The following is a 22924-nucleotide window of genomic DNA, read 5'->3' as shown; positions in this document are numbered from 1 at the left end:
TTGCACTTTACTCTCGATCGCACGCTCTCTTAACCCAGCCCACGTAATATGCGCTCGATATATTCAGCAAGCCCTATTTAAGAGTGCCTCTGACAGTTGCAATCGCAGCTTGGTATTTTTTTACCCAGATCGATCAAACCATTGAGGTCTATCGTGTAATTGCTTTCGATAAGAATGTATCTCAGGCAGTTTTTTCTACAGTATTTGTTGTTTTGCTTTCACTTGGTGTGTGGTTCGCGGCACGTTTACATGAGAAATGCTATGAAGCTCGTCTTCCTGAATTCTACAAGCCAAAATTCGATTCCTTCTACAAAAATGCACCTCGTTTGCTAGGTGCTATACCACTGGGTAGCCTTGCTTATGGCAATTGGGCTACCCAAAACACATTGCATAACTTATCAGATCCTACTCCCAAAAATTTTTTGCTAGTGTGGATGTTTAGCAATATAGTTTTATTAGTAATTTTATCTTATTTAATAATAAAACGTATTGAAATTTTAAAAGACTCAAAGTGCCTAGGTTCCTTTGCCTCTAATAAGAAGGGGGAAGGTCTATTTGGGCAAAAATTTGAAAATATCTTTGTTAATCTAGCCTGCTTTGTTTTTATTGTTTTATCTTTGCCTATGATCGTGGCAGCAAAAGATTCACAGTTGTCTTTTGGTTTAGTTGCGGTTTTTCTGTTGCTCGTATTTTTTAATGTGGCGCTGTTTTCTTGGCAACACACGGTAAAATCACGAATTACAGTTGTTAGGACTTGTTCAATTTCTCTGCTGGCCTCCCTCGCATTAGGGTTGATATTGCCTCCAACATTTCTTCCAGATCGGCTGGGTTCAATTAGTGTGGTGGCAATATCATTGGCGATTGTGGTGGTTGTTTTTTCAACAATTTACGACTGGGGTCTGCAAACCAAAATACCTGGGATTACGATTCTCATCGTGTTGATTGTTGTTTCTAGCAATTTTAATTTTAATGACAATCATCGCTTTCGACAGTTTAGCAAACCCGAAAAGTCAGTCCTTCCAGCTTTAGAATCTAGTTTTCAGCAATGGTTAGCTAATCGCCCCGATCTCGATCAATTCTCAAATAAACCCTATCCTGTCTATATCGCTGCGGCTCAAGGTGGGGGTATCTATGCCGCTTATCATGCAGCGACAGCCTTCACAAAGGTAACAGAATATTTTCCAAGTTTTCCTCAGCATATATTTGCAATCAGTAGTGTTTCTGGCGGTAGCTTGGGGGCTTCTGCCTTTTCAAGTTTGGTGAAATTTGGTGGAATTAGTGGTAAATCCCTTAGCCAAACGGCTAGCAAACTGTTTAGCAGTGACTTGCTTACGCCCCTCCTAACGATGGGGCTATTCCCTGACCTGATTCAACGATTTATCTTTTTCCCAATATACGATTGGGATCGGGGAAGAGGTCTGGAAGTTGCGTTTGAAAAAGCTTGGGATAAGCTGTCTCTTCCAAATCAAGATAATCCCTTGCGGCAGTCTTTTTACCAACACTGGCAGCCCCAGGGCATCGCCCCTGCACTGGTTCTCAACACAACTGTTGTCGAAACTGGCGATCGCCTGGTGATCAGCCCCTTTCAGATTAACTTGCCCAACAAAGAAAATATTGCCATTGATGAACCCGATCTAGATTTGAAACTGAGTACAGCGGCTGGCCTCAGTGCTCGTTTTCCCTACTTCACCCCTGTAGGGTGGTACCAACGCAGTAAGGACAAAAGTAAATTGCATTTGGCTGATGGCGGTTATTTTGATAATTCTGGTATTCCTACTGCTTTGGACATTGGGCGCAGCTTACAGCGACTTAAGGGTTACGGAACAACCTTTGAAATTGTCTACCTATCCTTAATTGATGGGCAATTTAACGAGCCTACAACTCAACTCAAGAGTGAAGGACTGAACGAGGCTTTATCGCCAGTTCGTGCCTTGTTTAGTGCGCGCAAGTCCCGCAGCCGTAGTGCTGTTGAGTTGTCTACATTCACGGTCAATGATGGGATTGATGATCCACTCAAATATAAATTCAGAACCTTGTTCCTGAAAAAGTCAGGTGATGGCGTTAAGTTGCCTCTGGGTTGGCTCATCTCTAAGCACTCAAGGGACTTTATCGATCAGCAGACACCTGACCCCAAAGCAAGACCCTGTGATATCAAAAAATTCCGACAAGCCATTGCAAACGGTCGGGTGGTTATGGATGACAATCATAACCTTTGTGTGATCACATCGATTGGCAACGATTTGAGTTAGATTAAGCTAATGTCTAGCCATCTACACCTACTGTCTATTTAGCAAAGGCGGAGCGTGGAATCCTTAAGCTAACGGCGCAACCTAACAATTCGGTTGGAGTGGATTGTTGAAAGTTGCTGGTGGTGCTACGAGTGTTATTTGCAACAGCTCAACCGGAACTTTATACTACCAGCGAAAAGTCCGTTGAGCTTGTCGGTGTCAGTTCTAGATAAGGCAAGCAATAATAGTTGGCTTTGTTGTTAAGTTTGGAAAGGTTAAAAGCGATCGCAAAACACAAATAATTGTTAAGCAAAAAGTCTTTTTGTCTGCGATCGCATCGATCGAACTTTTCAAAAGTTCGATCGCCAATTTCATACTCAACAAACAGCCGCCACTTCCAACTCTGTAATCGCCGCCTCCGGGCCCACCAAAGAAATATACGGTTCTACAAAATATTTCTTAGCAGCATCCCGCGCTTCTGAAGCTGTCACCTGTGCAATTTCTTCTTGAAATTGCTGGTCAAATTTAATTCCCAATCCCAAAATTTCATACCAGCCTAAAACTTGGGCAATTTGCGAATTAGTTTGTTTTCCTAAAGCATATTGACCGAGCATTTTATTCTTGCAAGCTTGCAATTCTTCCTCGCTTAGTTCGGTGTTGGCGAGTCGATCGACTTCTGCACGCAATCCTTCAAAAGCAGTCGTTGTATTTTCCGGCGCAGTACCCATGTACACAACAAACTGAGCCGTGTCCAAGCGCGTCGCATAGAGCGCGGAAACGTCGTAAGCCAAGCCCCGCTTTTCCCGCAATTCCACAAACAATCGGCTCGACAAACCGTTACCCAAATAAGTATTCAGCAACTTAATCGCTGCGTAATCGGGATTTCTGACCGAGGGTGCCAGGTAGCCCAGCATAATCACTGATTGCTGCGTATCTTGCGCCGTAACGACCGATTCAGGGGAGGGTGACAGGGGGGGGACGGTTAAAGTTGGCAGGGGTGTTAAAGGCGCTTTCCAGTCCCCAAAAGTTCGATCGATCAGGGCGATCGCATCTTCGGTGGATATTCTGCCGGCTACCGAAATAACTACATTATCGGGACGGAAATAGGTTTTGTGGAACTGTTCGAGCTCGTTTCTGGTGAGCTTTGACATGGTAGCTTCCGTGCCCAAGGGAGAAAAAGCATAGGGGTGTTCCTGGTACATAGCGTGCCGCAATTGCTCGAAGGCGATCGCAAATGGCTGTTCTTGTTGCGATCGAATTGCCGATATGGCAATGCGGCGTTCAAGTTCGACTTCAGCTTCCGGGAAATTGGGCGATCGGGTCAATTGCGCCGCTAACTCCAAAATCTCCTCAAAATCCGCAGAAACCGTCTTCAAACTCACTAAAAAATAGTCTGTAGTAGAGTCGGCACTCAACCTCGCTCCCACCGATTCTACACGCTCGGCAATTTCCAGCGAAGACAGTTGATCGGTTCCCTTAGTCATTACCGCCGACAGCAAGTGACACAATCCTGCTTGTTCCGGCTGCACGTAGCGACTGCCGGCCCGCAGGAATATCCTAGCTGCAATAATATCTGCTGCTGGATTTTCTGCTGCTAAGACAACAATACCGTTGTCTAAAACCGTGCGCTGGATTTCATTTTTCATTGAATTCTTTGTTAACTGTTGACTGTTGACTGTTGGCTGTTCGCTATTGGCTGTTGACTGTTCGCTGTTGATTGTTGACCACAGTAACAGATACATTTAACCCGGTAAATCTAGGAATCCACCTAAATCTACTTTGTATGACATATGCTTAATATGCTTAAAACGATGATGACTTAATGTAACCATCGCTCTTGCTATTTTAGCTGCAAGTCTTCTCTTACCTTTTTTCAATTAATCGTCAACCGTCAACCGTTATTAGATTGGTTTGAGTACCACGGCTGTATAGCGGCGGGGAGAAAGATATTGTTGAGCTAGGCGCTGAAGGTCTAATGGGCCAAATGCTTTAATCCTGGTGGGATAGCTAAGCGCTAATTCTGCAGTGGCGATCGTATTGTAATATCCGTAAAGACCGGCTAACTGTCCCGGCGTTTCGAGCGAGAAAGCAAAATCGTTGCACAGCAAACGCTTACAGCGAAGCAATTCTACCTCGGAAACCGGCTCAGACTGCAATTCCCAAAGTCGATCGCAAATCCGAGATTCCACCTCTTCAATATCCTTCGCGTCCAAGACTGCACTGATAGTAAATAAACTCGATTCCCGTTGCAACGAGAAAGTGCTCTCGATCGCCTCTACCAATTGTAATTCTTCCCGCAGTTCCCTGACTAAACGCGAAGTTCGCCCGTCTGCAAGCAACACCGACAGCAAATCTAAGCCGCAAGCACTTTGCAAGTGTTCAACTCCCGGGCCCGTCCAGGCCATCATCAGCCGCGCTTGTTCCAATCGGGGGAGACAGAGTTCCTGACGGCGAATTTCTATCAGTGGCGGTTCCGCCTCTGCGGTTAATTTGGGACAATCCCACCGATCCGAAAACTGCTCGAATGCTTTCTCCGTAACATCTCTGGCCTGTTGTTCATCAATTCCCCCGACTACCACCACAGTCATATTTTCCGGCTGATAGTGCGATCGATGGAAACAGCGCATTTCGTGGGGAGTTCGCGACATCAGCAGTTCTTCCGTGCCCAATACCGATCGCCTGTAGGGATGCCGCTGGTAAACTGTTTCCATCATGGCTTGGAAACCCAGCCAATCGGGATTGTCTTGAGCTTGACGGATTTCTTCGAGCACCACATCTCGCTCGCGATCGAATTCCTGATCGGGAATCGAAGCGCGCAGTAGCAATTCTGCCAGCGGCTGCGCTGTTTCTGCTAAATAATCGGCCGCAGCGTTGACGAAAAAATGGGCGTAGTCGTGACTTGTAGCTGCATTGGCGACACCGCCGCGATTTTCGATTACCTGGTCAAATTCTCCAGGGGCGATCGAATCCGTCCCTTTAAATATCATGTGTTCTAAAAAATGAGCCATTCCTGACCAAGAATCCGGCTCCAGCGTAGCGCCAGCCCTCACCCACACGTCTAGCGCGACCACCGGTGTGGCCGAAATCCGCTGGTGAATGACCGTTAACCCATTATTCAGCTTCCAGACATTGGCTGGGAACTCTAAAGCAGTGAGCAGTTGAGACAAGCTAGTTATTCTTAAACTTTAGTTAACTTCGGCTGCAACTATGGTAGCGCTTTCCAGCTCTGCGATCGGGATTAATTGATACAAAAGTCAGTTGTCAGTGGGCAGTGGGCAGTGGGCAGTTGGCAGTTGGCAGTGGACAGTGGGCAGTTATCAGTGGGCAGTTGTCACTTGGTAGTTGTCACTTAATAGTTGTCAGTGGTCAGTTGGCAGTTATTAAGGGTAATTTTTGCTTTTTTAAAAAACGACCTTAGCCTTAATTAACTATCATTTCTTGGTTTAAAAGTCAATAGGTTGCGCGGGATATTAATGAATCAGTCGGGAGAAAGAGGATGTTATCAGAATATATCAATAAATTAAGAGATGTAAGAACACTAAAGACATTGAGAGGAGAAACGACAGATGGTAGCTACCCTAGAAGATACCAAGCGCCAAGCGATCGCGATGAAATTAGCAGACATGAAAGCGCTGCAAAACCTGTTGATCGCCAACGAGCAATTGTTCATCAATTCCTGCAACGACTCCGAACTAGCCCAGCGCTTCCGGGATATGCTCGAAGACGATCGCAAAAACTTGGGCGTATTAGAAACTACGATCGTGCAATACGGCATTCAAGCCGAACCCAAAGAAACCAGCACAAAAATGATTGAAGAAGTTCAGAAACTCATGCAAGGTTCTGAACTCACATTGTTTGAAAAAGTCGCTCAGCACGAACTGCTCAAACACAAACAAACAATGGCTGGTTTGTTAATTCACAAAGCTGCTCAAGTAGTCGGCGCCGACATCGAAGCTGCTATTACCCCCCTCAACACAGTTAACTTTGAAAACCGCGCTCACCAAGAACAACTCAAAGGAGTTCTGGAAATTTTAGGAGTACGCGAACTGACCGGCAAAGACCCCGACCAAGGCGTTTGGGCCCGCGTACAAGATGCAATGGCAGCAATGACCGGCATCATCGGCGGTGCAGTTACCCGCACCAAAGATGAGATGAACATCACCGAAATCATCTCAATGGATCACCGCAAAGCCGATACCCTATTTATGGAAATCGCAAGCACCGACGATCCTCAAAAACTACAAGAATTCTTCGGTCAACTTTACAAAGACCTCAGCGTTCACGCCGAAGCCGAAGAACAAGTTGTTTACCCAGCAATTCGCAGCTACTACAGCAACACTCAAGAACTCTACGACGAGCAAGCAGAAATGAAGCAAATGCTCGCCAAGATTAAGTCAATGAGCCCGAGTTCTCCTGAGTTCAAAGCCCAAATCAAACAGCTCCAAACAGCGGTTCAGGATCACGTAAAAGAAGAAGAAAACGATATGTTCCCTCAAATTCGCCGCAACCTGAGCGAAGCACAAATGGAACAAATGGCTACTCAATTCAAAGCAGCCAAAAGCACGATGCAGCAAGAAATGGCTAACATGAGCTAATTCCGCAGCGAGCTAATTGTAGCTCTAGCTGGGTTCAAAACTAGCTAAACTGCAACCTATCAATCCCGCTACCCACGTAGCGGGATGACTGTTTTGTATAAACGTCACCAATGTTCACAAACTAATATCAAATCTGTTTTAGCAATGCTTGCAGGAGTCGTAAATTTTTTACCCCACCCCAACCCTCCCCGATGCCTTGGGGAGGGAGTAAGAAATTCACAAATGATTTAGGACTGCTATAGCATCGGAATTATTTATCTATCTATTCTCGACCTCTGCGTGAATCAGCGTCAATCCCTTGTCATCTGCGGTTCAGCAATTCTTTTTTTTTGCCGCAGATGAGGGCATATCAACACAGATTAACGCAGATTAATTGTATCAATTTCGTTTGCATCGTCCGTGATTGTTGACCCTTCGGCGAAGCTAAGTGGGCATCACTGTTGACTGTATGTTACACCCAATGATGCTAGCAGATTGAATATAACTAAAAAAATGAATAAACCCGCCCTAGGTAACGTGGTTGTGGGGGCGGGTTTATTTAGATTGTGAGTTATAGTCACAGGTTGTGGGTGAAAGTTCTCCGACCAAATGCGGTTATTTTTATATTAACTCGCGCCAAATCTACCCGTTAATCACAGATCCGCCGTTGGGATGCAAAATTTGACCCGTCATGTAAGACGAATCTTTTGAAGCTAAAAACACAAAACTAGGGGCAACTTCATCGGGTTGACCGGCGCGTCCCAAGGCCGTGTCTGCACCAAATTTCTCCACTTTTTCTTCAGGGAAAGTTGCAGGAATTAGAGGCGTCCAAATCGGGCCGGGGGCGACTCCGTTGACGCGAATTCCTTTCTCAGCTAAACTTTGAGACAAAGACCGGGTAAAGGCAACAATTGCTCCTTTTGTGGAGGAGTAATCTAATAATTGTTGGTTGCCTTTGTAGGCGGTGACAGAGGTAGTGTTGATAATTGCACTTCCCTCTTTGAGGTGTTTGAGAGCGGCTTTTGTGAGGTAAAACATTGAGAAAATGTTGGTGCGGAAGGTGCGCTCTAATTGTTCGGCGGTGATATCTTCAATGCTTTCTTGGGGATGCTGTTCGGCGGCGTTGTTGACAAGGATGTCGAGGTGTCCGAATTCTTTAACTGTTTGTTCTACAAGGTTTTGACAGACGTTTTCGTCGCCGATGTCGCCGGCGATCGCAATACAGCGCCGGCCTTGTTGTTCGATCGCCTCTTTGGTCTTTTTGGCATCATCATCTTCGTTGAGATAGCTGATGACTACGTTAGCGCCTTCTTTGGCAAAGGCAAGAGCCACTGCACGCCCGATACCGCTGTCTCCGCCGGTAATTAAGGCTACTTTGTCCCGCAATTTGTCGCTACCGCGATATCCCTCTGCAAAGGATTGGGGTTGCGGGGTCATTTGCGATTCAATACCGGGTTGCTGTTCTTGATGTTGAGCCGGATTGGTTTGTTGTTGAGTTGGCATAACATATTCCTCTACGTTCTACCTCTATAAATAAAGGTTTTCTGGAACTAGGGAATCGCTCTTTTTGCCGATCGTGCCCTACTACTAAAGACAGTTTGGGCGATCGAAACCGCTTGTTATTATTGTCACAACAGCAAAAAGCACGCCAAAAGATCATTTGACGTGCAGTTTAAACAAGCTAGTTGCTAATTGCTAACTCGAACTAAAACACTCGCTCTGGATTAGTAGTAATTCCTACCGTATATTTTTCCAGCTCTGCCTGATGGACAGCGAAAGCGTCTGGCGTTACAGCGAGCGAACTCACCAAGCTTTCCCACTGATTAAGGTTAACAGAGTTGTTAACAAATCCACTCTCACCTACTACAATCTTGTCAACAGTGCTGACTGGTTGAGGGACTGAGCCGGGGACGGGGTTATTCAGCGGATCATTATAATCGGGGATGCTAGAAGCAGTTACCGTGCCGCCAGTCAGCAGATCGATACTACCACCCGTTCTTTCTGGTTCCGTCGGTACTGGCGCCGGCACGATCGGCGTTACAAAAGTATTTGGCCCCGGCACCGAGAACGTAACAGGATTAGGCCCTGTCGGAATGGGGAATGGGTTGGGAACGCCCGGAGCGTTGAAAACTTCCAATAGGGAATAGTTGCCTGGAGCTAAATTGGTGAACAGAACCTCGCCCTGAGCATTACTCCTCACCAGAGGCTCGGTAGCAGGATCGTAGCGACCATTGTTGTTGAAATCCAAGGTGAACGGGATGCCCTCCAAAGGAGGTTCGCCCTCATCTCGAAGCCCGTTGCGGTTGTCGTCCCGGAATTTTCCTCCTAGATAGTTAAAGAACTGACCGTTGCCCACCAAAGCACAAGTAAACGTTTGGTTTGCGCCCAAAACGATGTCCAGTGGTTGAGTAGTTTGGAAAGAATTGGAAGGCACCACTTCCCGGACTCGGTAAATACCGGGGGTCAAATTGCCAAACTCCCAGCGGCCGAACTGATCGCTGACGGTACTTGCTTCTCCGGCATCAAGGGCATCGTTACCGTTGCTGTCGAGGTAGATTGTGACCCCTGCGATCGGCGTTTCAAAGCCGTCTCGGTAGCCGTTGCCGTTCAAGTCTTGGAATTTGCACCCAGTGATGCGACTGTTGGGGGTGTTGCCAAAGACAACGTTGGCATCTTGAGTGCTGAGGTTGAACTGCACCCGATCCGGAGTAGTAGGACTAAAACCAGCTTGGGGCACTTCCCGAACCACATAATTGCCCGGTTCCAGGTTAGTGAAAGCACCGCGCCCGTTGGCATCAGTTACTCGCGACTGTTCCCCTGTGTCGAGGGCGCCGTTGTCGTTGGCATCAAGGTAGACCGTGATGCCGGGAATGCCCACTTCCTGTAGAGTGTTGGCCGGTTCGTAACGACCATTAGCGTTCTGATCGTTGTATTTGAAGACCGTGATGTTGGGGCGCGTATTCCCGACAGCACCGCTACCTGGATTTACCAAAATCGGGGTGAAGAAGACTGCAGGTTCCGGGTTGACCGGCGGGAACGGGGGCGGGAAGTTCGCCGCAACGATCCGCTGGCCGCCTGGAACACTATTATCTGCGACTATGAAAGGCAGCGTGCCCTGCTGCCGCGATTGGGGCCCGGGGGCTGTGACTTCTACCGGGTTCTGCGTAGTTGCAATTGGCGGCTGGTTGGGTATGAATGTTTCAAAGGTTTCCAATACTGAGTAGCTGCCAGCTTTCAAATCTCTGAAGGTAGCCCTACCATCAGGCCCAGTTAACAGTCGCGGTTCGCCCGCGTCTGTCCTGCCGTTCCGGTTCAAATCGAGGATGAACGGGATGCCTTCGAGGGCAACTTCGCCGGAGTCTTGTATGCCGTTGGCGTTGTTGTCCCGGAATTTGAAGATCGGGATTTCGTACAGGGGAGTGTTGCCCACTTGAGCGCAGGCCCAGGTTTCGCCAGGGCCGAGGTTCACGTCAAGCAGGGGGGTGCTGCCGGGGGGAGTGCTTTGGGGAAAATCTCTTTCTAACGGTTCAGTGCCCGGCCCGTTGGCGCGCTCTTCCCGAATCCGGTACAGCCCAGCCGACAAACCAGTGAATCGGAACTCGCCGTTTCTATCGGTTAAGGTAGTGCGTTCCCCTGTATCTAGCTGACCGTTGTTGTTGGCATCGATATAGATTCTGACGTTTTCCATCGGGGGTTCACTCCCGTCTCGAAAGCCGTCGTTGTCTACGTCGAGGTATTTGCAGCCAATAATCTGACCTTCCGGGACGCGACCATTGCCGAACAACACTGTGGCATTAGTGCCCGCGAGGGTGACGACGACTGGGTTGGGAGTTGTCGGGCTGAAACCGGCTGGCGGGATTTCCCTGACTGTATAGGTGCCTGGAAGCAAGCCTGGAAATATGAAGTTTCCGCTGGGGTTTGTCAACGTCGAGGGTTCACCTGGATCGACAGTGGTGTTGTTATTGGTGTCAATAAAGATTTGGACGTTGGGGAGTCCCGGTTCGCCGGGCTCTCGAATGCCGTTGAGGTTCTGGTCGTTGAACTTGGTACCCTGGATACCCGCAGGAGCGTTGCCAAAATTGATGGTTGGCGGTAACACTACTGGAAATAATACAGGAGTTACCTGACTAGCACTTTTTTCTGCCATGATTTTCTGTTCCTTCACACCTAAATCTACGTAAGCTACAGGCTACTGTATCACTTTGTCAATCAGCAGTTAGCTGCTGCTAGCGACTGACGATCGCTACTCAATCATACATACGTCTACGTTGCTCGAAGGTTCCTCATCTAACATCAGGCTTACTCCAGCTTTGTCGCACGAGATTATATCAGGTTTTGAATAGCTGTGGCAATTTGAGCGCAATATCTTCAAGATTTGCGCCCGGAGTTCTTCTGCCCGTGGACACTTGCTGTTTTGAGCTGGAACAACGTTAAAACTCACTGCACCTCGGTGACTTGAGCGACCATGCCACGAGGGCGATCGCACTTGGGGAATTGTCTGATAATTCCTAAAAACAGGTATGATACTGTCTCTGAATCTTGCTCCTCATATACAAGCCAGCTTTGGGCTTCCCGGAACTCTGGCTTGGCTTTGGAGGTTGCCAACAATAGGGTATCACGCGATCGCCCTTTAACCTCTTCCTAATTTTTATCTGCGGTTTGGGATTCGGGGCGATCGAGCTTTGTCTCACCCTACTTAACCGGGAAATTCCTCACACCCATCGGCACAAACCAGTCAGCGATCACCCCATTATCTAATTCATTGATATTGACACAATTACCAACTTGTGAATTAGGCTCCAGACCGACATTCTGTTGCCCAAAGTTAGGAATATTGCCTAAATTTGCAAAAAATCCATCACTCAAAAATTTACTAATTTGATCACTATCACGACCCTGGCTCAAAAGCAAGCTATCCGCCCCCATATTACCCGCAGGTTCGGGTCTCGTATAGCTGTTGGCATCCGTTAACGGGTCGCCCTTCCAGGATTTAGCCGACCTACCCTCAGCCTCTCCAGTCACCAAATCGATGCTGCTAGCCCCAATCTCTGCCGAGACAACAACCACCGCAGGCGGAGTCGTTTGAATGAAACCGGGCGGCGGAACTTCGCGGACAACATAACTACCTACCGGAACATTGCGGAAACTGTAATTGCCTTGAAGGTCGCTTAAGGTACTCGCTTCGCCCGGATCTAAACTGCTGTTGTTGTTGAGGTCGATATAAATTTGAGTATTGGCGATTGGGGGTTCCCCAGGATCTAGGCGGCCGTTGGCGTTAAAATCGTTAAATTTCACACCGCTGATGGTGCCAGTCACCAATACATTGCCAAAGCTGAGATTAGTGGCATTTGTGCCGTTGCCCACGGTGATCGGAGTCGGATTGGGCGTGGTTTGTCGAAAACCGGGCTGCGGGACTTCCCTCACGACATAGGTTCCTTGAGGTAAATTGATAAAAGAGAAATTACCTTCGGGGTTGGTTAAAGTCGAAGGTTCGCCCGGATCTAAACTGCCGTTGTTGTTGAAATCAAGGTAAATCGGCCAGTTGGCAACTCTCGGTTCCGTCGGTTCGTTGATACCGTTAGCGTTGAGGTCGTTGAACTTGAAGCCGCTGATGCTGCCGGTAGGAAAATTGTTGCCGAAATTGACGCCGACTGCGTTGGTATTGCCGATGATGTCGATCGGGCCTGGATTTGGCGTAGTCTGTACCCATCCCGGTTGCTGAACTTCCCTCACCAAATATCTGCCGGGAGAAACATTGGCAAAAGTGTAGTTGCCTTGGGGGTTTGTGATGGTATTGGGTTCGCCCGGATCAAAGCTGCTGTTGCCGTTGAGGTCGAGGTAAATTGGCCAGTTTGCCAGAGGCGGGTCTGTCGCGTCTCTGACGCTGTTGGCATTGAGGTCGTTGAACTTGACACCGCTGATGCTGCCGACAAAAAAGACATTGCCAAAATTGATGTTGTTGACAGTGGCGTTGGAAGTAACGTTAACCGGACCGGGGTCAGGTGTGGTTTGGAGAAAACCCGGTTGCTGGACTTCTCTCACCAAATATGTATCGGCGGGAATATTGACAAAAGCGTAATTGCCTTCAACGTTTGTAAATGTAAAAGGTTCGTCGGCGTCGAGCCTGTTGTTGCGGTTGAGGTCGAGGTAAATTTGCCAGTTAGCTAGCCCTTGTTCCCCAGGATCTCGGCTGCTGTTGTTGTTGATGTCGTTGAATTTTGTGCCTGCGATCGTCCCTGCGTTAAAGTTGTTGCCAAAATTGATATTGCCAGCATTTGTGCCACTGGTAATCGTGATGGGTGCGGGATTTGGGGTAGTTTGGCGAAAGTTCGGCTGCTGGACTTCCCTAACTTGGTAAGTTCCCGGTGGCAGGTTGGCGAAGATGTAGTTGCCTTGCGCGTTTGTGACGGTGGAAGGTTCGTTAAATTCTGGCTGGCCGTTGTTGTTGAGGTCGAGGTAGATTTGCCAGTTGGGAATGGGGACTTCTCCGGGATCAGGGAGGCCGTTGGCGTTAAAATCGTTGTATTTAGTGCCGCTGATGCTGCCGACTTGGAAGTTCCCGATGTTGACGTTGCCGATGTCTATTTGGCTGGCAATTCTGGTGGGGGTGGATTCGGACATGGTGTTGCTGGGGCCCAATGAACGCGGTTCAATGTTTTCTGTAGGGCAATCTAGCAGTTTTTTTGCCAATTGCAGCTATTTGAGAGGAGAAATTATTTTTAGGAAAGGGAAGGGGGGAAAAGTTGTGAGTTTTGAGTTAACTGGTTCGCAGACATAGCCAGGGAGTCAGTTAATGCCTTATGCCCAATTCCCTATGCCTAAATTCCCAATTTTTTCCAGATTTGATGTACGATCGCTACCAGTTTTGCAGAGGTCGAATTCCCAATGTCCCAAAACTTGACAGCAAGCTGGAATGAAGCCCGCGAGGTTCCGAGTTTGCTCTTCGGCTGGAGTTTGTGCGGTTTATTGGCAATGAGCTCGATCGCCCCTACTCCTGCTGTCGCACAGCTACCTACCTCCGAACAGAGTAACAGCAACAGCCCGATCGCCCAAACAGGTGCGATCGTCCGCCCCGCAATCAAATTGGGCAGCCGCGGCTCAGAAGTGATCGAACTCCAAGCTGCTCTTCAATTGTTGGGCTTTTACGCTGACACTGTAGACGGGATTTTCTCACAAAGCACCGCTAGATCTGTGTCTCAGTTCCAAGAAGCAGCAGGTCTGCCTCCCGACGGAATAGTCGGTCAAGATACTTGGAACCGGCTGTTTCCTGCGACTCCGAGCGCGATCGAGAACCCGATAGCCAACGATCCTGTAACTGCCGACGATTCAGAGATTAACCCCCAAGCGCAGCCAACTAATTTTCCGGTTTTGAGAAGACGAATGCGGGGGGCGGCAGTCAGAGATTTGCAAGAACGGCTGCAGGCCAAGGGATTTTTGCGGGTGAGTGCTGACGGCGTGTTTGGCCCGGAAACTCAAGCTGCTGTCAAGGCGGCTCAGCGACAATATCAACTGCCAGCAGACGGCATTGTCGGCCGCGCAACTTGGGAAGCTCTGCTGCGTTGACAGCAAGCGAAAAGTGTCGGGTGTGCACGTTGCGGTATCGAGCGATCGTACAAATTGTTAATAATCGCTTTTGGAAGTATTTCATCACATCAAAAAGTGTCAAGTTTGGTAAACAAAGTGTTTTTATGCGCGCAGTTGGTGTTAACTTAAAAACATGAGGGGCAAAACCAAGAAGCACAAAAAACTTGGATAAAAAACTTGGAATTAGAGTATTTGTCCCGCTCGGCTCTAGTCCGCAGGCAACGCCTGAACCGTGTAGTTTATTAGCAAAGAAAGGTTGACATTGGGATCGAGATTTGTTAAATAGCTTGAGGCTATTGGATTAATCAAAAGTTGCGATCGCACAATCAAACACAGAAGTCTGAATAGACTCCGCTGATAGCTAGCTCGTCTACAGAGTAGTTGCCAAAAAGTCCACCTTAGTTGTAGTTTGCTGAAACTCAGCAGAACTAAAAACCCACTTGAATCAACTTAATTTACAAACTTTTTAGGGTCTGGCATCCGATATGCTAGGCCCTAAAATTTTGAGATTTTTTTGAAGTAGTCAGCAGTCTTTGGCTGTCAACAGTCAAGAGTCAACAGTCAACCGTTAACTAATGACTAATGACCATTTCATTGAATTTCTTCAATTCGAGCATTCAAACCGTTAGCGCTGAGCATTTGTAGCAATTCCTCAGCTTTTTCGAGTTCCCGAAAAGCACCGGCTTGCATCACCGATCGCCCGCTGGAAAAAGAGCGAAAAGCACCGGGAACGAGAGATTGCATTTTTTGTCGATCGCGCCAACTGTCGGTATCCACCACAACTCGATACCGGAAACCCAAAGCTCTGGCTCGATCGAATGACGGCGAATTATCCTCGGCATCGGGCAAAGAATTCCCCCCTAAAAGTGCAGGTACATAGCCACCCCTTCCTATCGGAATGTTGCGACCCGGAACCGGCAATCTACCCTCGGAAGAAACCGAACTCGAACTATCAAAATTGGGAGGAATCATTGGTTGCTGTACCGAACTTTCCGAAATTGATCGATAATTCGGATCGGGCACGGGAATTGCGATCGCCCCTTGGGCTACCGATGAAGCAGCGGCATTCCTCGGAGAAAGTTCTTGTCGCAACTGGGCGCTTCGCGGTGCGGGTCGATTTTGCACCGGTCGCTGGGAAACGGGCGCAGGCGGGGGAAGTGGCGCTCTTTCTACTCTGGGACTTAGCCGCCCGGGAGTGTAAGCAGGGAGAGAAGTGTCTGGCCCACCGATGCTGGGGGGTCGATCGGTCCTTAGCTGCAAAGCACTTCCCCCCATTGGCCCAGGGGTAAAAGTTCCCGCCACATCAACCGATCCCGTCGTCCGGCTGCTCGACAATTGATTGCCGTAAGCTGGGATTACTTGACCTTTTGCCGCATTGTTGACATCGTACTGACCGTTGTTGCGAATGACATTGCCCCCCGGTTCGGCTGCAGTTCCCAAATCCGGCAGAGAGCTCGCGATCGCCACAATTCCGTCCCGGCGATTACTCTCGATATAATTGTTACGCAGCACAGGTCTAGCATTAGCTTGCACCACCACGCCATCTTTATTGCGAGTAATTTTGTTACCGATTAGCAGAGGCGAAGCGTTCTGCGCTACATTCACCCCAAATCCCGTGTTTTCAAACACATTATCTCGAACTTCCGGCTGGGAACTGCCAAAAATTGTAATGCCGTTAGCTCCATTCTTCGAGAAAACATTCCCACCAATCGTCGGCCTGGAAGTACCCACTACCGAAATGCCGTCGTGAGTGCTGCCAGAAAAAGTATTGTTAACAACCGTCGGAGAACTCGATTCGATCCACAAAGCGTAACCGCGATAGTTGGTATTCGTCACCGTCACCCCGCTGAGGCCCGCCCCGTCTGCGCCTAAAATCGCAATATTTTGACCCGCAGAAGTCGGACTGATAAAGTATCCTCCGCCTTTGATGACAATATTCTGACCGCGAGTGTTGGGATTTCCCTGAACTGTCACGCTGGGTCTGAGCATTAATGGAAATTTTTCGCCGGTTTGCTCGCTGTAAGTACCGGGCGCTAGCAAAATCGCTGTCTTGGGTGGGGCGACGCTTAAGGCGTAGGTAAGGGTTTTGAACGGAGCTTGATCGCTGCCGTTGCCGCCCGTGTCGCTGCCTCCTGTCGAGCTGACGTACAGTATGTTGATGTCGCTCAGCAGCGTCTGAGAAAGTAGCTGCACTCCCGGTATCCCGGCAGCGATAACTGACGGTTGATGGTTGCAAAGGGCGGTGGTGGCAAAAACGAGCAAAAGGCAAGAACTCAAACAAGATTTTTGCGATCGCTTTTCTTGGCACTCGCTATATTGAGAGTTTGGGAGCATAAATAAACCCCACTGATTTGCGATCCGAGTTCCGCTTCCCGAGTTCGGTGTCGGGTTTTCGCGATCGAACTTTGATTTCACCCGCCTGCTGGGGTTTTCTTCTGTTAATCTTTTGTGTTGTTCTGCTAACCTCACGGCTCTCCTCCGAAGTGTGGTATGCAGTTTAACGATTCCACTCTCATCAAGTTTGATCTATTATGCTTTGTTTTCATCAAATTCAATAAAACTTAAAAAATTATTGTCGAATTTACATCGGTTTATGCCAAAATTAAGCCGCCTGCTTTGCCACAATCTTGACGGCGTGGGAGAACATAGCGGGTTGATTGGTAAGATTAATTATAATTAGGGTGGTTCTGAATGACCGACAAACAAAACAGAACTTTACCGGCACAGCCAGCCCTCTGCCGGATTTTAGATGCAAATTTAGATCGATCGCGCGAAGGGTTGAGAATTATTGAAGAATGGTGCAGGTTTGGTCTCAACAGCGCGGATTTAGCTGGCGAGTGCAAGCAACTGCGTCAAGAATTGGCTGCTTGGCACGTTGCAGAACTTCGCAGCGCTAGGGATACGCCGGCTGATCCGGGTACGGAGTTGACTCACCCGCAGGAAGAGCAGCGTTCGAGCATTCAGCAGCTACTGGAGGCGAATTTCTGTCGGGTGGAAGAAGCTCTGCGGGTACTCGAAGAGTATGGCAAAATTTACGATCGGAATATGGGCGCGGCTTTTAAGCAGATGCGCTATCGGGTTTATACTCTCGAAAGCGATTTGCTGGCTTACCGGCGCTACCAGCAGTTACTTCGATCGCAGTTATACCTTGTAACTTCGCCGCGAGACAACTTGATGGGAGTCGTGGAAGCTGCTTTGCAAGGCGGACTGACTTTGGTGCAGTACCGCGACAAAAGCTCAGACGACGGGGTAAAGCTGGCTAACGCGCGCAAGCTTTGCGAACTTTGTCACCGCTACGATGCTTTGCTGATTGTGAACGATCGCGTGGATTTGGCGATCGCAGCCGATGCAGACGGCGTACACTTAGGGCAGGGAGATTTGCCTGTGGCGGAAGCGCGGAAGTTGCTTGGCCCGGGACGAATCATCGGTTGTTCGACTACCAATGGCGAGGAAATGCAGCGAGCCGTTGATGCGGGAGCCGACTATATTGGAGTTGGGCCGGTTTACTCCACTCCGACTAAACCTGATAAACAGGCGGCTGGTTTGGACTATGTGCGGTATGCTGCTACTAAGTCGCCGATTCCGTGGTTTGCGATCGGCGGAATTGATATCAACAACCTCGATGAAGTATTGAATGCCGGAGCTCAAAGGGTTGCCACAGTACGGGCGATTATGGAAGCAGAACAGCCTACTTTAGTGACGCAGTTTTTCATCTCGCAGTTGATTCGGATGCAGAATCTGAAAGCTCAGAAAGCTTTGCACGGAAAAAGCTAGGTTGATTGGGGATTTGTAGGGCGGGTTTAGCACAGGAAATGTGTGGATAAAATATAATTTTGTTACAAAACCTGCCCTGAAAACTGATATTTTACTTATGATAAATCAAATTGCGCTGCAAGTTAACGGAGAAACTCGTAATTGTGCGATCGACACACCGTTACCAAAATTACTAGAACAATTGGGATTAAACCCGCGCTTGGTGGCTGTGGAGTACAACGGGGAAATTCTGCACAAACAATTTTGGGAAACTACACAGATGCAAGAGGGCGACATCTTAGAAGTTGTCACAATTGTCGGAGGAGGCTAGCCACAAATGGGTGACAAATTAAGCCTGTAGTCCGCCAGGGAATGAATTCCCTGGCTAATAGCTAAAGTCCTCTCAAGAGGACTAATAAGTTCTTCAGTCCTCTTCAGAGGACTTTAGCTTTGAGGCAGGGGTTTCAACCCCTGTCGGACTATCGGTTCTACGCTAAGTTGTCAGGAATCTGCCGAACCTAGGAACAAAGAATTAAACTGCGACAGCTTCAGCCACGGGTTCAGCCACAGGTGCTGCTACAACAGGATAAATGCTGACTTTCTTGCGAGTTTTGCCTTTTCTTTCAAAAGTCACCACACCGTCAATCATGGCAAACAGAGTATCATCTCTGCCGATACCTACATTGTTACCAGGGTGAAATTTGGTGCCGCGTTGACGGATCAAAATGTTGCCAGCTCTGACAACTTGACCGCCGTACTTTTTGACACCCAGACGCTGAGAATTAGAGTCGCGTCCGTTACGTGTACTGCCTGTACCTTTCTTGTGGGCCATAATATCCTCAACTGTATTTACTATTTTTTATTCTGAATCAGTTTCGGCGGTTTGGGGGGTTTCAACAACTGCTGCTGTTAAGTCTCTGGCGGCCAAGACTGTACCGTTGACGCTAATCGAGTCAATCATAAAGCGAGTTGTTTCTTGACGGTGCCCTTTTTTCTTCCGAGTTTTCTTTTTCGGCTTCATCTTGTAGACGAGGACTTTGCGGCCCCGGAAATGCCGTAGAACCGTTCCTTCTACTGTGGCATTTTCTAGTAGAGGCTGGCCGATATGAACCTCGCCTTCGTGCTGGATCAGAAATACTTTGTCTATGGTGACTTTGGATTCAGCTTCAACGTGAAGCAGTTCGATGTCGTAGAAGCGGCCTGGTTCTACCCGAAATTGTTTGCCGCCGGTTTCAATGATTGCGTAAGTCATGGGATGGTGGTTGAGATTGCCGTACAGGTAGCTGATGAGTCATTGGTCATTGGTCGTTGTGGACTTTTGACTGCTGACTGCTCTCCAGCTTTTGGAATGTCTTAACCTGATCCGAGCCGGATTTAGACAGACAATCTACTATTATTGCTGACTAGGGTGTTTTTGTCAAGTTCGATCGCCCCGGAAATTTCTAATTAGGGATAAAAATAGAAGATGCTGTAACCTTTTTATCCCATTTCTCCAAAAGGGCGATCGGACTGGATTCAAGCCGTCGCAGAACATTTGCGCGATCGCAACAATTCCAAAGCTTGCTGTTTCACCCTACCCTCCATCACCTCTTTTTGCAAATTAATAAAAGCCTCAAAATCTTCTAAACCGTACTTAGTCATCTGCAACTGCTGTCGCAACTGTTCTTCGGCCTCAACCGTTAAGTAACCTGTTGCCAATGCTTTTCGGACAATTTTACTGATTAAAGTCATAGTAGATTTACCCTGAATACACCTACGTTAAAACACTGAAGTTTTGTCACCAGACTAACTCAGCTTTTAGTTTGTTTCATAATTACCCTTAAAATAGGTTAAATCTACCTTAAGGTCTATGTAAATAAAGTTATTTTTGATACATCGATGAAACTGTAGCTATTTTAAATGTAGAGTGCGATTAAATTGGTATCTTTAGTTTGTGTCAGACAACATTATCCTTCAACTACGTTAAATCTACCTTAAGGCAGAATTTAAACATAGCGATTTGTAACATTGCAAATTGTCTGGATTTTAAATGTAGAGTGCGATTAAATTGGTATATTTAGTTTCTGTCTAACAACAGCCGCCATTCTCTGACAGCAAAAGGAGGAACCAGCAATTCTGTTTCTTTTTGATTTTTCACGGGAAATTTCAACAGCAAAGGTCGATTACTTTCCACTTGTGTAATTATTGATTTGAAATCGTATTCTCCGACATTAATTGGCAAACCAGACTCGTTCCAAATATCATTAGCATTGCCAATTTCGCGCTGCCCCGCCACAACTTTCAGCGGAACCGGGTGCTGCAATTCTGTTCCGGGAAATCCTACTAATCTCAGATTTAAAGACTTTACTACTCCCGACTTGACTCGCTTGTACAAAACAACTTGCCATGCTTTGTCATCTGTATCACGCAGGCTTTGTACGGATCGGAACATTACTGTCTCGGCAGTTTCTGGATATTTGTGAATCGAGGCGAAAGCGGGCGCGCTGACAGCTAACATTAGATACACGCACAAGCTAATAACAGTTAAAGTTCTACGCCAACAATAATGTTTTTTCACCTTGCAATACCTCCGATAATTTACACTTTTTCACCAGAACATAGAAAAAATGATAGATTTTGTATTGAGATTATTAAGGAATGAAAAATAGAAGATAAAAAGCAGGCAGGCTTTGTTTGTATAAATATTATTCATGGATGACCAAGTTAAGCGCTAAACCTGCTCTGACAATCTCCATAATCAGCTTTATTTCCAATCAGTTTCAGCTTGGGATAGCACATAAGCTGAAACATCGATAATTTGTTGTTCCGACAAACGCTCTTTGTAAGCTGGCATAATACCTTTGCCGTTGGTTACTAAGTTGGAAATGTTGGCGATGGAATCCATGCCGTATTTTTTTAAGGCTTTTTGTTTCAAGTTTTTGCCGCGCCTGATAATGTTGCTGCCGTTGATGTGACAGCCTGCACAGTTGGCGCTGAAGACTTCGGCTGCAGTTGTGGGATTTGTAGTTGTATCTGCGATCGCCATTTGGGAATTAGTGGCGATTTCTACAAATGCCAGTGTCAGTATCAATAGAAAGGCGGTGAGAATTTTTTTTAAGTTCTTTAGCGAAATCATTTATTTGCAAGTTGAAAAATAGTGCTGGATTTAAGGATATCACTAAATACGGATTTTGGGGTTAACTCAGCGATTCATTCTTCCCAATCGAATGTGCGGGAAACTGCTTTTTTCCAAAAGCGATATTTTTGCTCGCGAAGTGCGATCGGCATTTTCGGTTCCCAAGTACAATCCACCGCCCAATTATCGCGCAATTCGGCTAGCTGACTCCAAAAACCCACCGCCAAACCAGCCGCGTAAGTCGCACCGAGTGCAGTAGTTTCTGCTACCACAGGCCGCACCACAGGCACTCCCAAAACATCACTCTGAAACTGCATCAGCGTGTGATTTCCCACCATACCTCCGTCTACTTTTAAAGACAAAAGCTGCACAGCAGAATCCTGATTCATAGCATCCAATATTTCCCGCGTTTGCCACGCTGTCGCTTCCAATACTGCGCGGGCAATGTGTGCCTTAGTCACGTAGCGAGTTAAACCTGCAATTACTCCGCGGGCGCTATCTTTCCAATAGGGTGCGTAGAGTCCAGAAAAAGCCGGGACAACGTAAACTCCGCCGCTATCTTCGACGGTATTTGCTAATGTTTCTACTTCCGCAGATGTGTTGATGATGCCCAAATTGTCGCGCAGCCACTGCACAAGAGCTCCGGCGATCGCAATACTGCCTTCCAAAGCATACACAGCGGGCGATTCCCCCATCTTGTAGGCGACTGTTGTTAGTAATCCTTGCTTTGAAGGGACGATCGTCTCACCAGTATTCAGCAGCATAAAACAGCCCGTACCGTAAGTATTTTTTGCCTCCCCCAGACTGAAACAAGTTTGCCCGACGAGGGCGGCCTGCTGATCGCCCAAAGCAGCAGCAATCGGAACACCTGCAAGCAATCCTTTTGCCGTTCCAAAAACTTGACTCGAAGGGCGAATTTCTGGCAGCATCTGGCGGGGAATTGCCATTATTTCCAAAGTTTCGGCATCCCAATCGAGAGTTTGCAAATCCATCAGCATCGTGCGGCTGGCGTTGGTAACATCGGTAATGTGCGCGCCGCCAGTCAGGTGCCAAATCAGAAAAGTATCGACATTGCCAAAAATTGCATCCCCTTGATTTGCAGCTTCCCGCAATCCTGGAATATTGTCCAACATCCACTTAATCTTCGGCCCGCTGAAATAAGTTGCCAGCGGCAAACCGCATCGTTTTTGAAATCGATCTTTGCCCTCAAACTCCGCTAATCTTTCGCAAATTTGGTGAGTGCGAGTATCTTGCCAAACAATCGCATTTCCATAAGATTTGCCCGTTTTTCTGTTCCAAACAATTGTAGTTTCGCGCTGGTTGGTAATACCGAGAGCAGCAATATCTTGCGGGTCGATATTGCCGATTTCAAGAGCATTTTTAATCACACTTTGGGTGCGCTGCCAAATTTCATCGGGATTGTGTTCAACCCATCCTGGTTGCGGATAAATTTGCTGGTGTTCTTGTTGGTTGCTGCAAATTATCTGTCCCCGGCGATCGAATATGATAAATCTGGTGCTGGTGGTTCCTTGGTCGATCGCTGCTACGTATTTTTTTGCCAATTGTCTAAAACCTTTTTAGTAATGAGCTATTTAACAATACTCCGGACAGTTTTTAAGCAGCCAGAGTACCATAAGACAAGACTGAAGGAAGGTTAGGGTGATTTAAAA

General features: G+C 47.5%; 18 protein-coding genes. 5 read left to right on the top strand and 13 right to left on the bottom strand.

Translation table 11 applies throughout. The annotated features are described in order from the left end of the window. Positions 1-83 precede the first annotated feature (83 nt). On the top strand, positions 84-2249 hold the full coding sequence (locus QUA34_RS27455) for a patatin-like phospholipase family protein (protein WP_333390339.1): 2166 nt from the start codon (positions 84-86) through the stop codon (positions 2247-2249). 356 nt (positions 2250-2605) lie between these two features. Here QUA34_RS27455 and QUA34_RS27450 read toward each other — a convergent pair whose 3' ends face one another. Both QUA34_RS27450 and QUA34_RS27445 read right to left on the bottom strand, forming a co-directional pair. Continuing rightward, on the bottom strand, positions 2606-3874 hold the full coding sequence (locus tag QUA34_RS27450) for a pitrilysin family protein (protein ID WP_333390336.1): 1269 nt from the start codon (positions 3872-3874) through the stop codon (positions 2606-2608). Between the two features lie 255 nt (positions 3875-4129). Continuing rightward, a complete protein-coding gene (locus tag QUA34_RS27445) occupies positions 4130-5395 on the bottom strand; it encodes a pitrilysin family protein (RefSeq protein WP_333390334.1) in 1266 nt (421 codons plus the stop codon). 399 nt (positions 5396-5794) lie between these two features. On the opposite strand from QUA34_RS27445, the gene QUA34_RS27440 reads away from it, so the two are divergent. Then, positions 5795-6823 carry a hemerythrin domain-containing protein gene (locus tag QUA34_RS27440; protein WP_333323336.1) on the top strand — a complete coding sequence of 343 codons (1029 nt, stop codon included), beginning with the start codon at positions 5795-5797 and terminating at the stop codon, positions 6821-6823. A 621-nt stretch (positions 6824-7444) separates the two neighbouring features. Here QUA34_RS27440 and QUA34_RS27435 read toward each other — a convergent pair. The 4 genes from QUA34_RS27435 to QUA34_RS27420 all read right to left on the bottom strand — a co-directional run bounded on the left by QUA34_RS27435 (position 7445) and on the right by QUA34_RS27420 (position 13423). After that, a complete protein-coding gene (locus tag QUA34_RS27435; protein WP_333084600.1) occupies positions 7445-8305 on the bottom strand; it encodes an SDR family oxidoreductase in 861 nt (286 codons plus the stop codon). Between the two features lie 202 nt (positions 8306-8507). Then, the gene (locus QUA34_RS27430) at positions 8508-10949 is read right to left on the bottom strand and encodes an SdrD B-like domain-containing protein (protein WP_333390330.1); all 2442 of its coding nucleotides are present in this window, start codon (positions 10947-10949) and stop codon (positions 8508-8510) included. A 290-nt stretch (positions 10950-11239) separates the two neighbouring features. Continuing rightward, positions 11240-11407, bottom strand: coding sequence for a hypothetical protein (locus tag QUA34_RS27425; protein ID WP_333323331.1), 168 nt, complete (start codon positions 11405-11407; stop codon positions 11240-11242). Between the two features lie 87 nt (positions 11408-11494). Next, the gene (locus QUA34_RS27420) at positions 11495-13423 is read right to left on the bottom strand and encodes an SdrD B-like domain-containing protein (RefSeq protein WP_333390327.1); all 1929 of its coding nucleotides are present in this window, start codon (positions 13421-13423) and stop codon (positions 11495-11497) included. A 264-nt stretch (positions 13424-13687) separates the two neighbouring features. Here QUA34_RS27420 and QUA34_RS27415 point away from each other — a divergent pair, with 264 nt between their 5' ends. Beyond that, positions 13688-14365, top strand: a complete 678-nt coding sequence (locus QUA34_RS27415; protein WP_333390324.1) for a peptidoglycan-binding protein — start codon at positions 13688-13690, stop codon at positions 14363-14365. A 612-nt stretch (positions 14366-14977) separates the two neighbouring features. Here QUA34_RS27415 and QUA34_RS27410 read toward each other — a convergent pair. Beyond that, the gene (locus tag QUA34_RS27410; protein ID WP_333390321.1) at positions 14978-16855 is read right to left on the bottom strand and encodes a DUF1565 domain-containing protein; all 1878 of its coding nucleotides are present in this window, start codon (positions 16853-16855) and stop codon (positions 14978-14980) included. A 222-nt stretch (positions 16856-17077) separates the two neighbouring features. Here QUA34_RS27410 and QUA34_RS27405 point away from each other — a divergent pair, with 222 nt between their 5' ends. Then, a complete protein-coding gene (locus QUA34_RS27405; RefSeq protein WP_333390318.1) occupies positions 17078-18160 on the top strand; it encodes a thiamine phosphate synthase in 1083 nt (360 codons plus the stop codon). 97 nt (positions 18161-18257) lie between these two features. Beyond that, on the top strand, positions 18258-18470 hold the full coding sequence (gene thiS, locus QUA34_RS27400) for a sulfur carrier protein ThiS (protein WP_015176890.1): 213 nt from the start codon (positions 18258-18260) through the stop codon (positions 18468-18470). A gap of 201 nt (positions 18471-18671) precedes the next feature. Here the strand turns inward: thiS and rpmA are convergent, their stop codons facing one another. The 6 genes from rpmA to glpK all read right to left on the bottom strand — a co-directional run bounded on the left by rpmA (position 18672) and on the right by glpK (position 22816). Next, positions 18672-18971, bottom strand: a complete 300-nt coding sequence (gene rpmA / locus QUA34_RS27395; RefSeq protein WP_006634942.1) for a 50S ribosomal protein L27 — start codon at positions 18969-18971, stop codon at positions 18672-18674. A 27-nt stretch (positions 18972-18998) separates the two neighbouring features. Continuing rightward, positions 18999-19391, bottom strand: coding sequence for a 50S ribosomal protein L21 (gene rplU, locus QUA34_RS27390; protein ID WP_172190164.1), 393 nt, complete (start codon positions 19389-19391; stop codon positions 18999-19001). A 263-nt stretch (positions 19392-19654) separates the two neighbouring features. After that, entirely contained in the window at positions 19655-19870 is a 216-nt protein-coding gene (locus QUA34_RS27385; RefSeq protein ID WP_015176895.1) for a hypothetical protein, read from the bottom strand. 325 nt (positions 19871-20195) lie between these two features. After that, positions 20196-20636 (bottom strand): DUF3122 domain-containing protein, encoded by a 441-nt coding sequence (locus QUA34_RS27380; protein ID WP_333390315.1) that lies wholly within the window; start codon positions 20634-20636, stop codon positions 20196-20198. A 246-nt stretch (positions 20637-20882) separates the two neighbouring features. Further along, complete coding sequence (locus tag QUA34_RS27375; RefSeq protein ID WP_333390312.1) at positions 20883-21254, bottom strand: c-type cytochrome; 372 nt, start codon at positions 21252-21254, stop codon at positions 20883-20885. Positions 21255-21328: 74 nt separating this feature from the next. Next, entirely contained in the window at positions 21329-22816 is a 1488-nt protein-coding gene (glpK, locus tag QUA34_RS27370) for a glycerol kinase GlpK (RefSeq protein ID WP_333390309.1), read from the bottom strand. Between the last annotated feature and the right edge of the window lie 108 nt (positions 22817-22924).

Origin of the sequence: Microcoleus sp. POL10_C6 (assembly GCF_036701585.1) — a bacterium.
Taxonomy (GTDB): Bacteria; Cyanobacteriota; Cyanobacteriia; order Cyanobacteriales; family Microcoleaceae; genus Microcoleus.
Note: the sequence above shows the minus strand (reverse complement) of the source record. Positions and strands in the feature narration are given on the sequence as shown.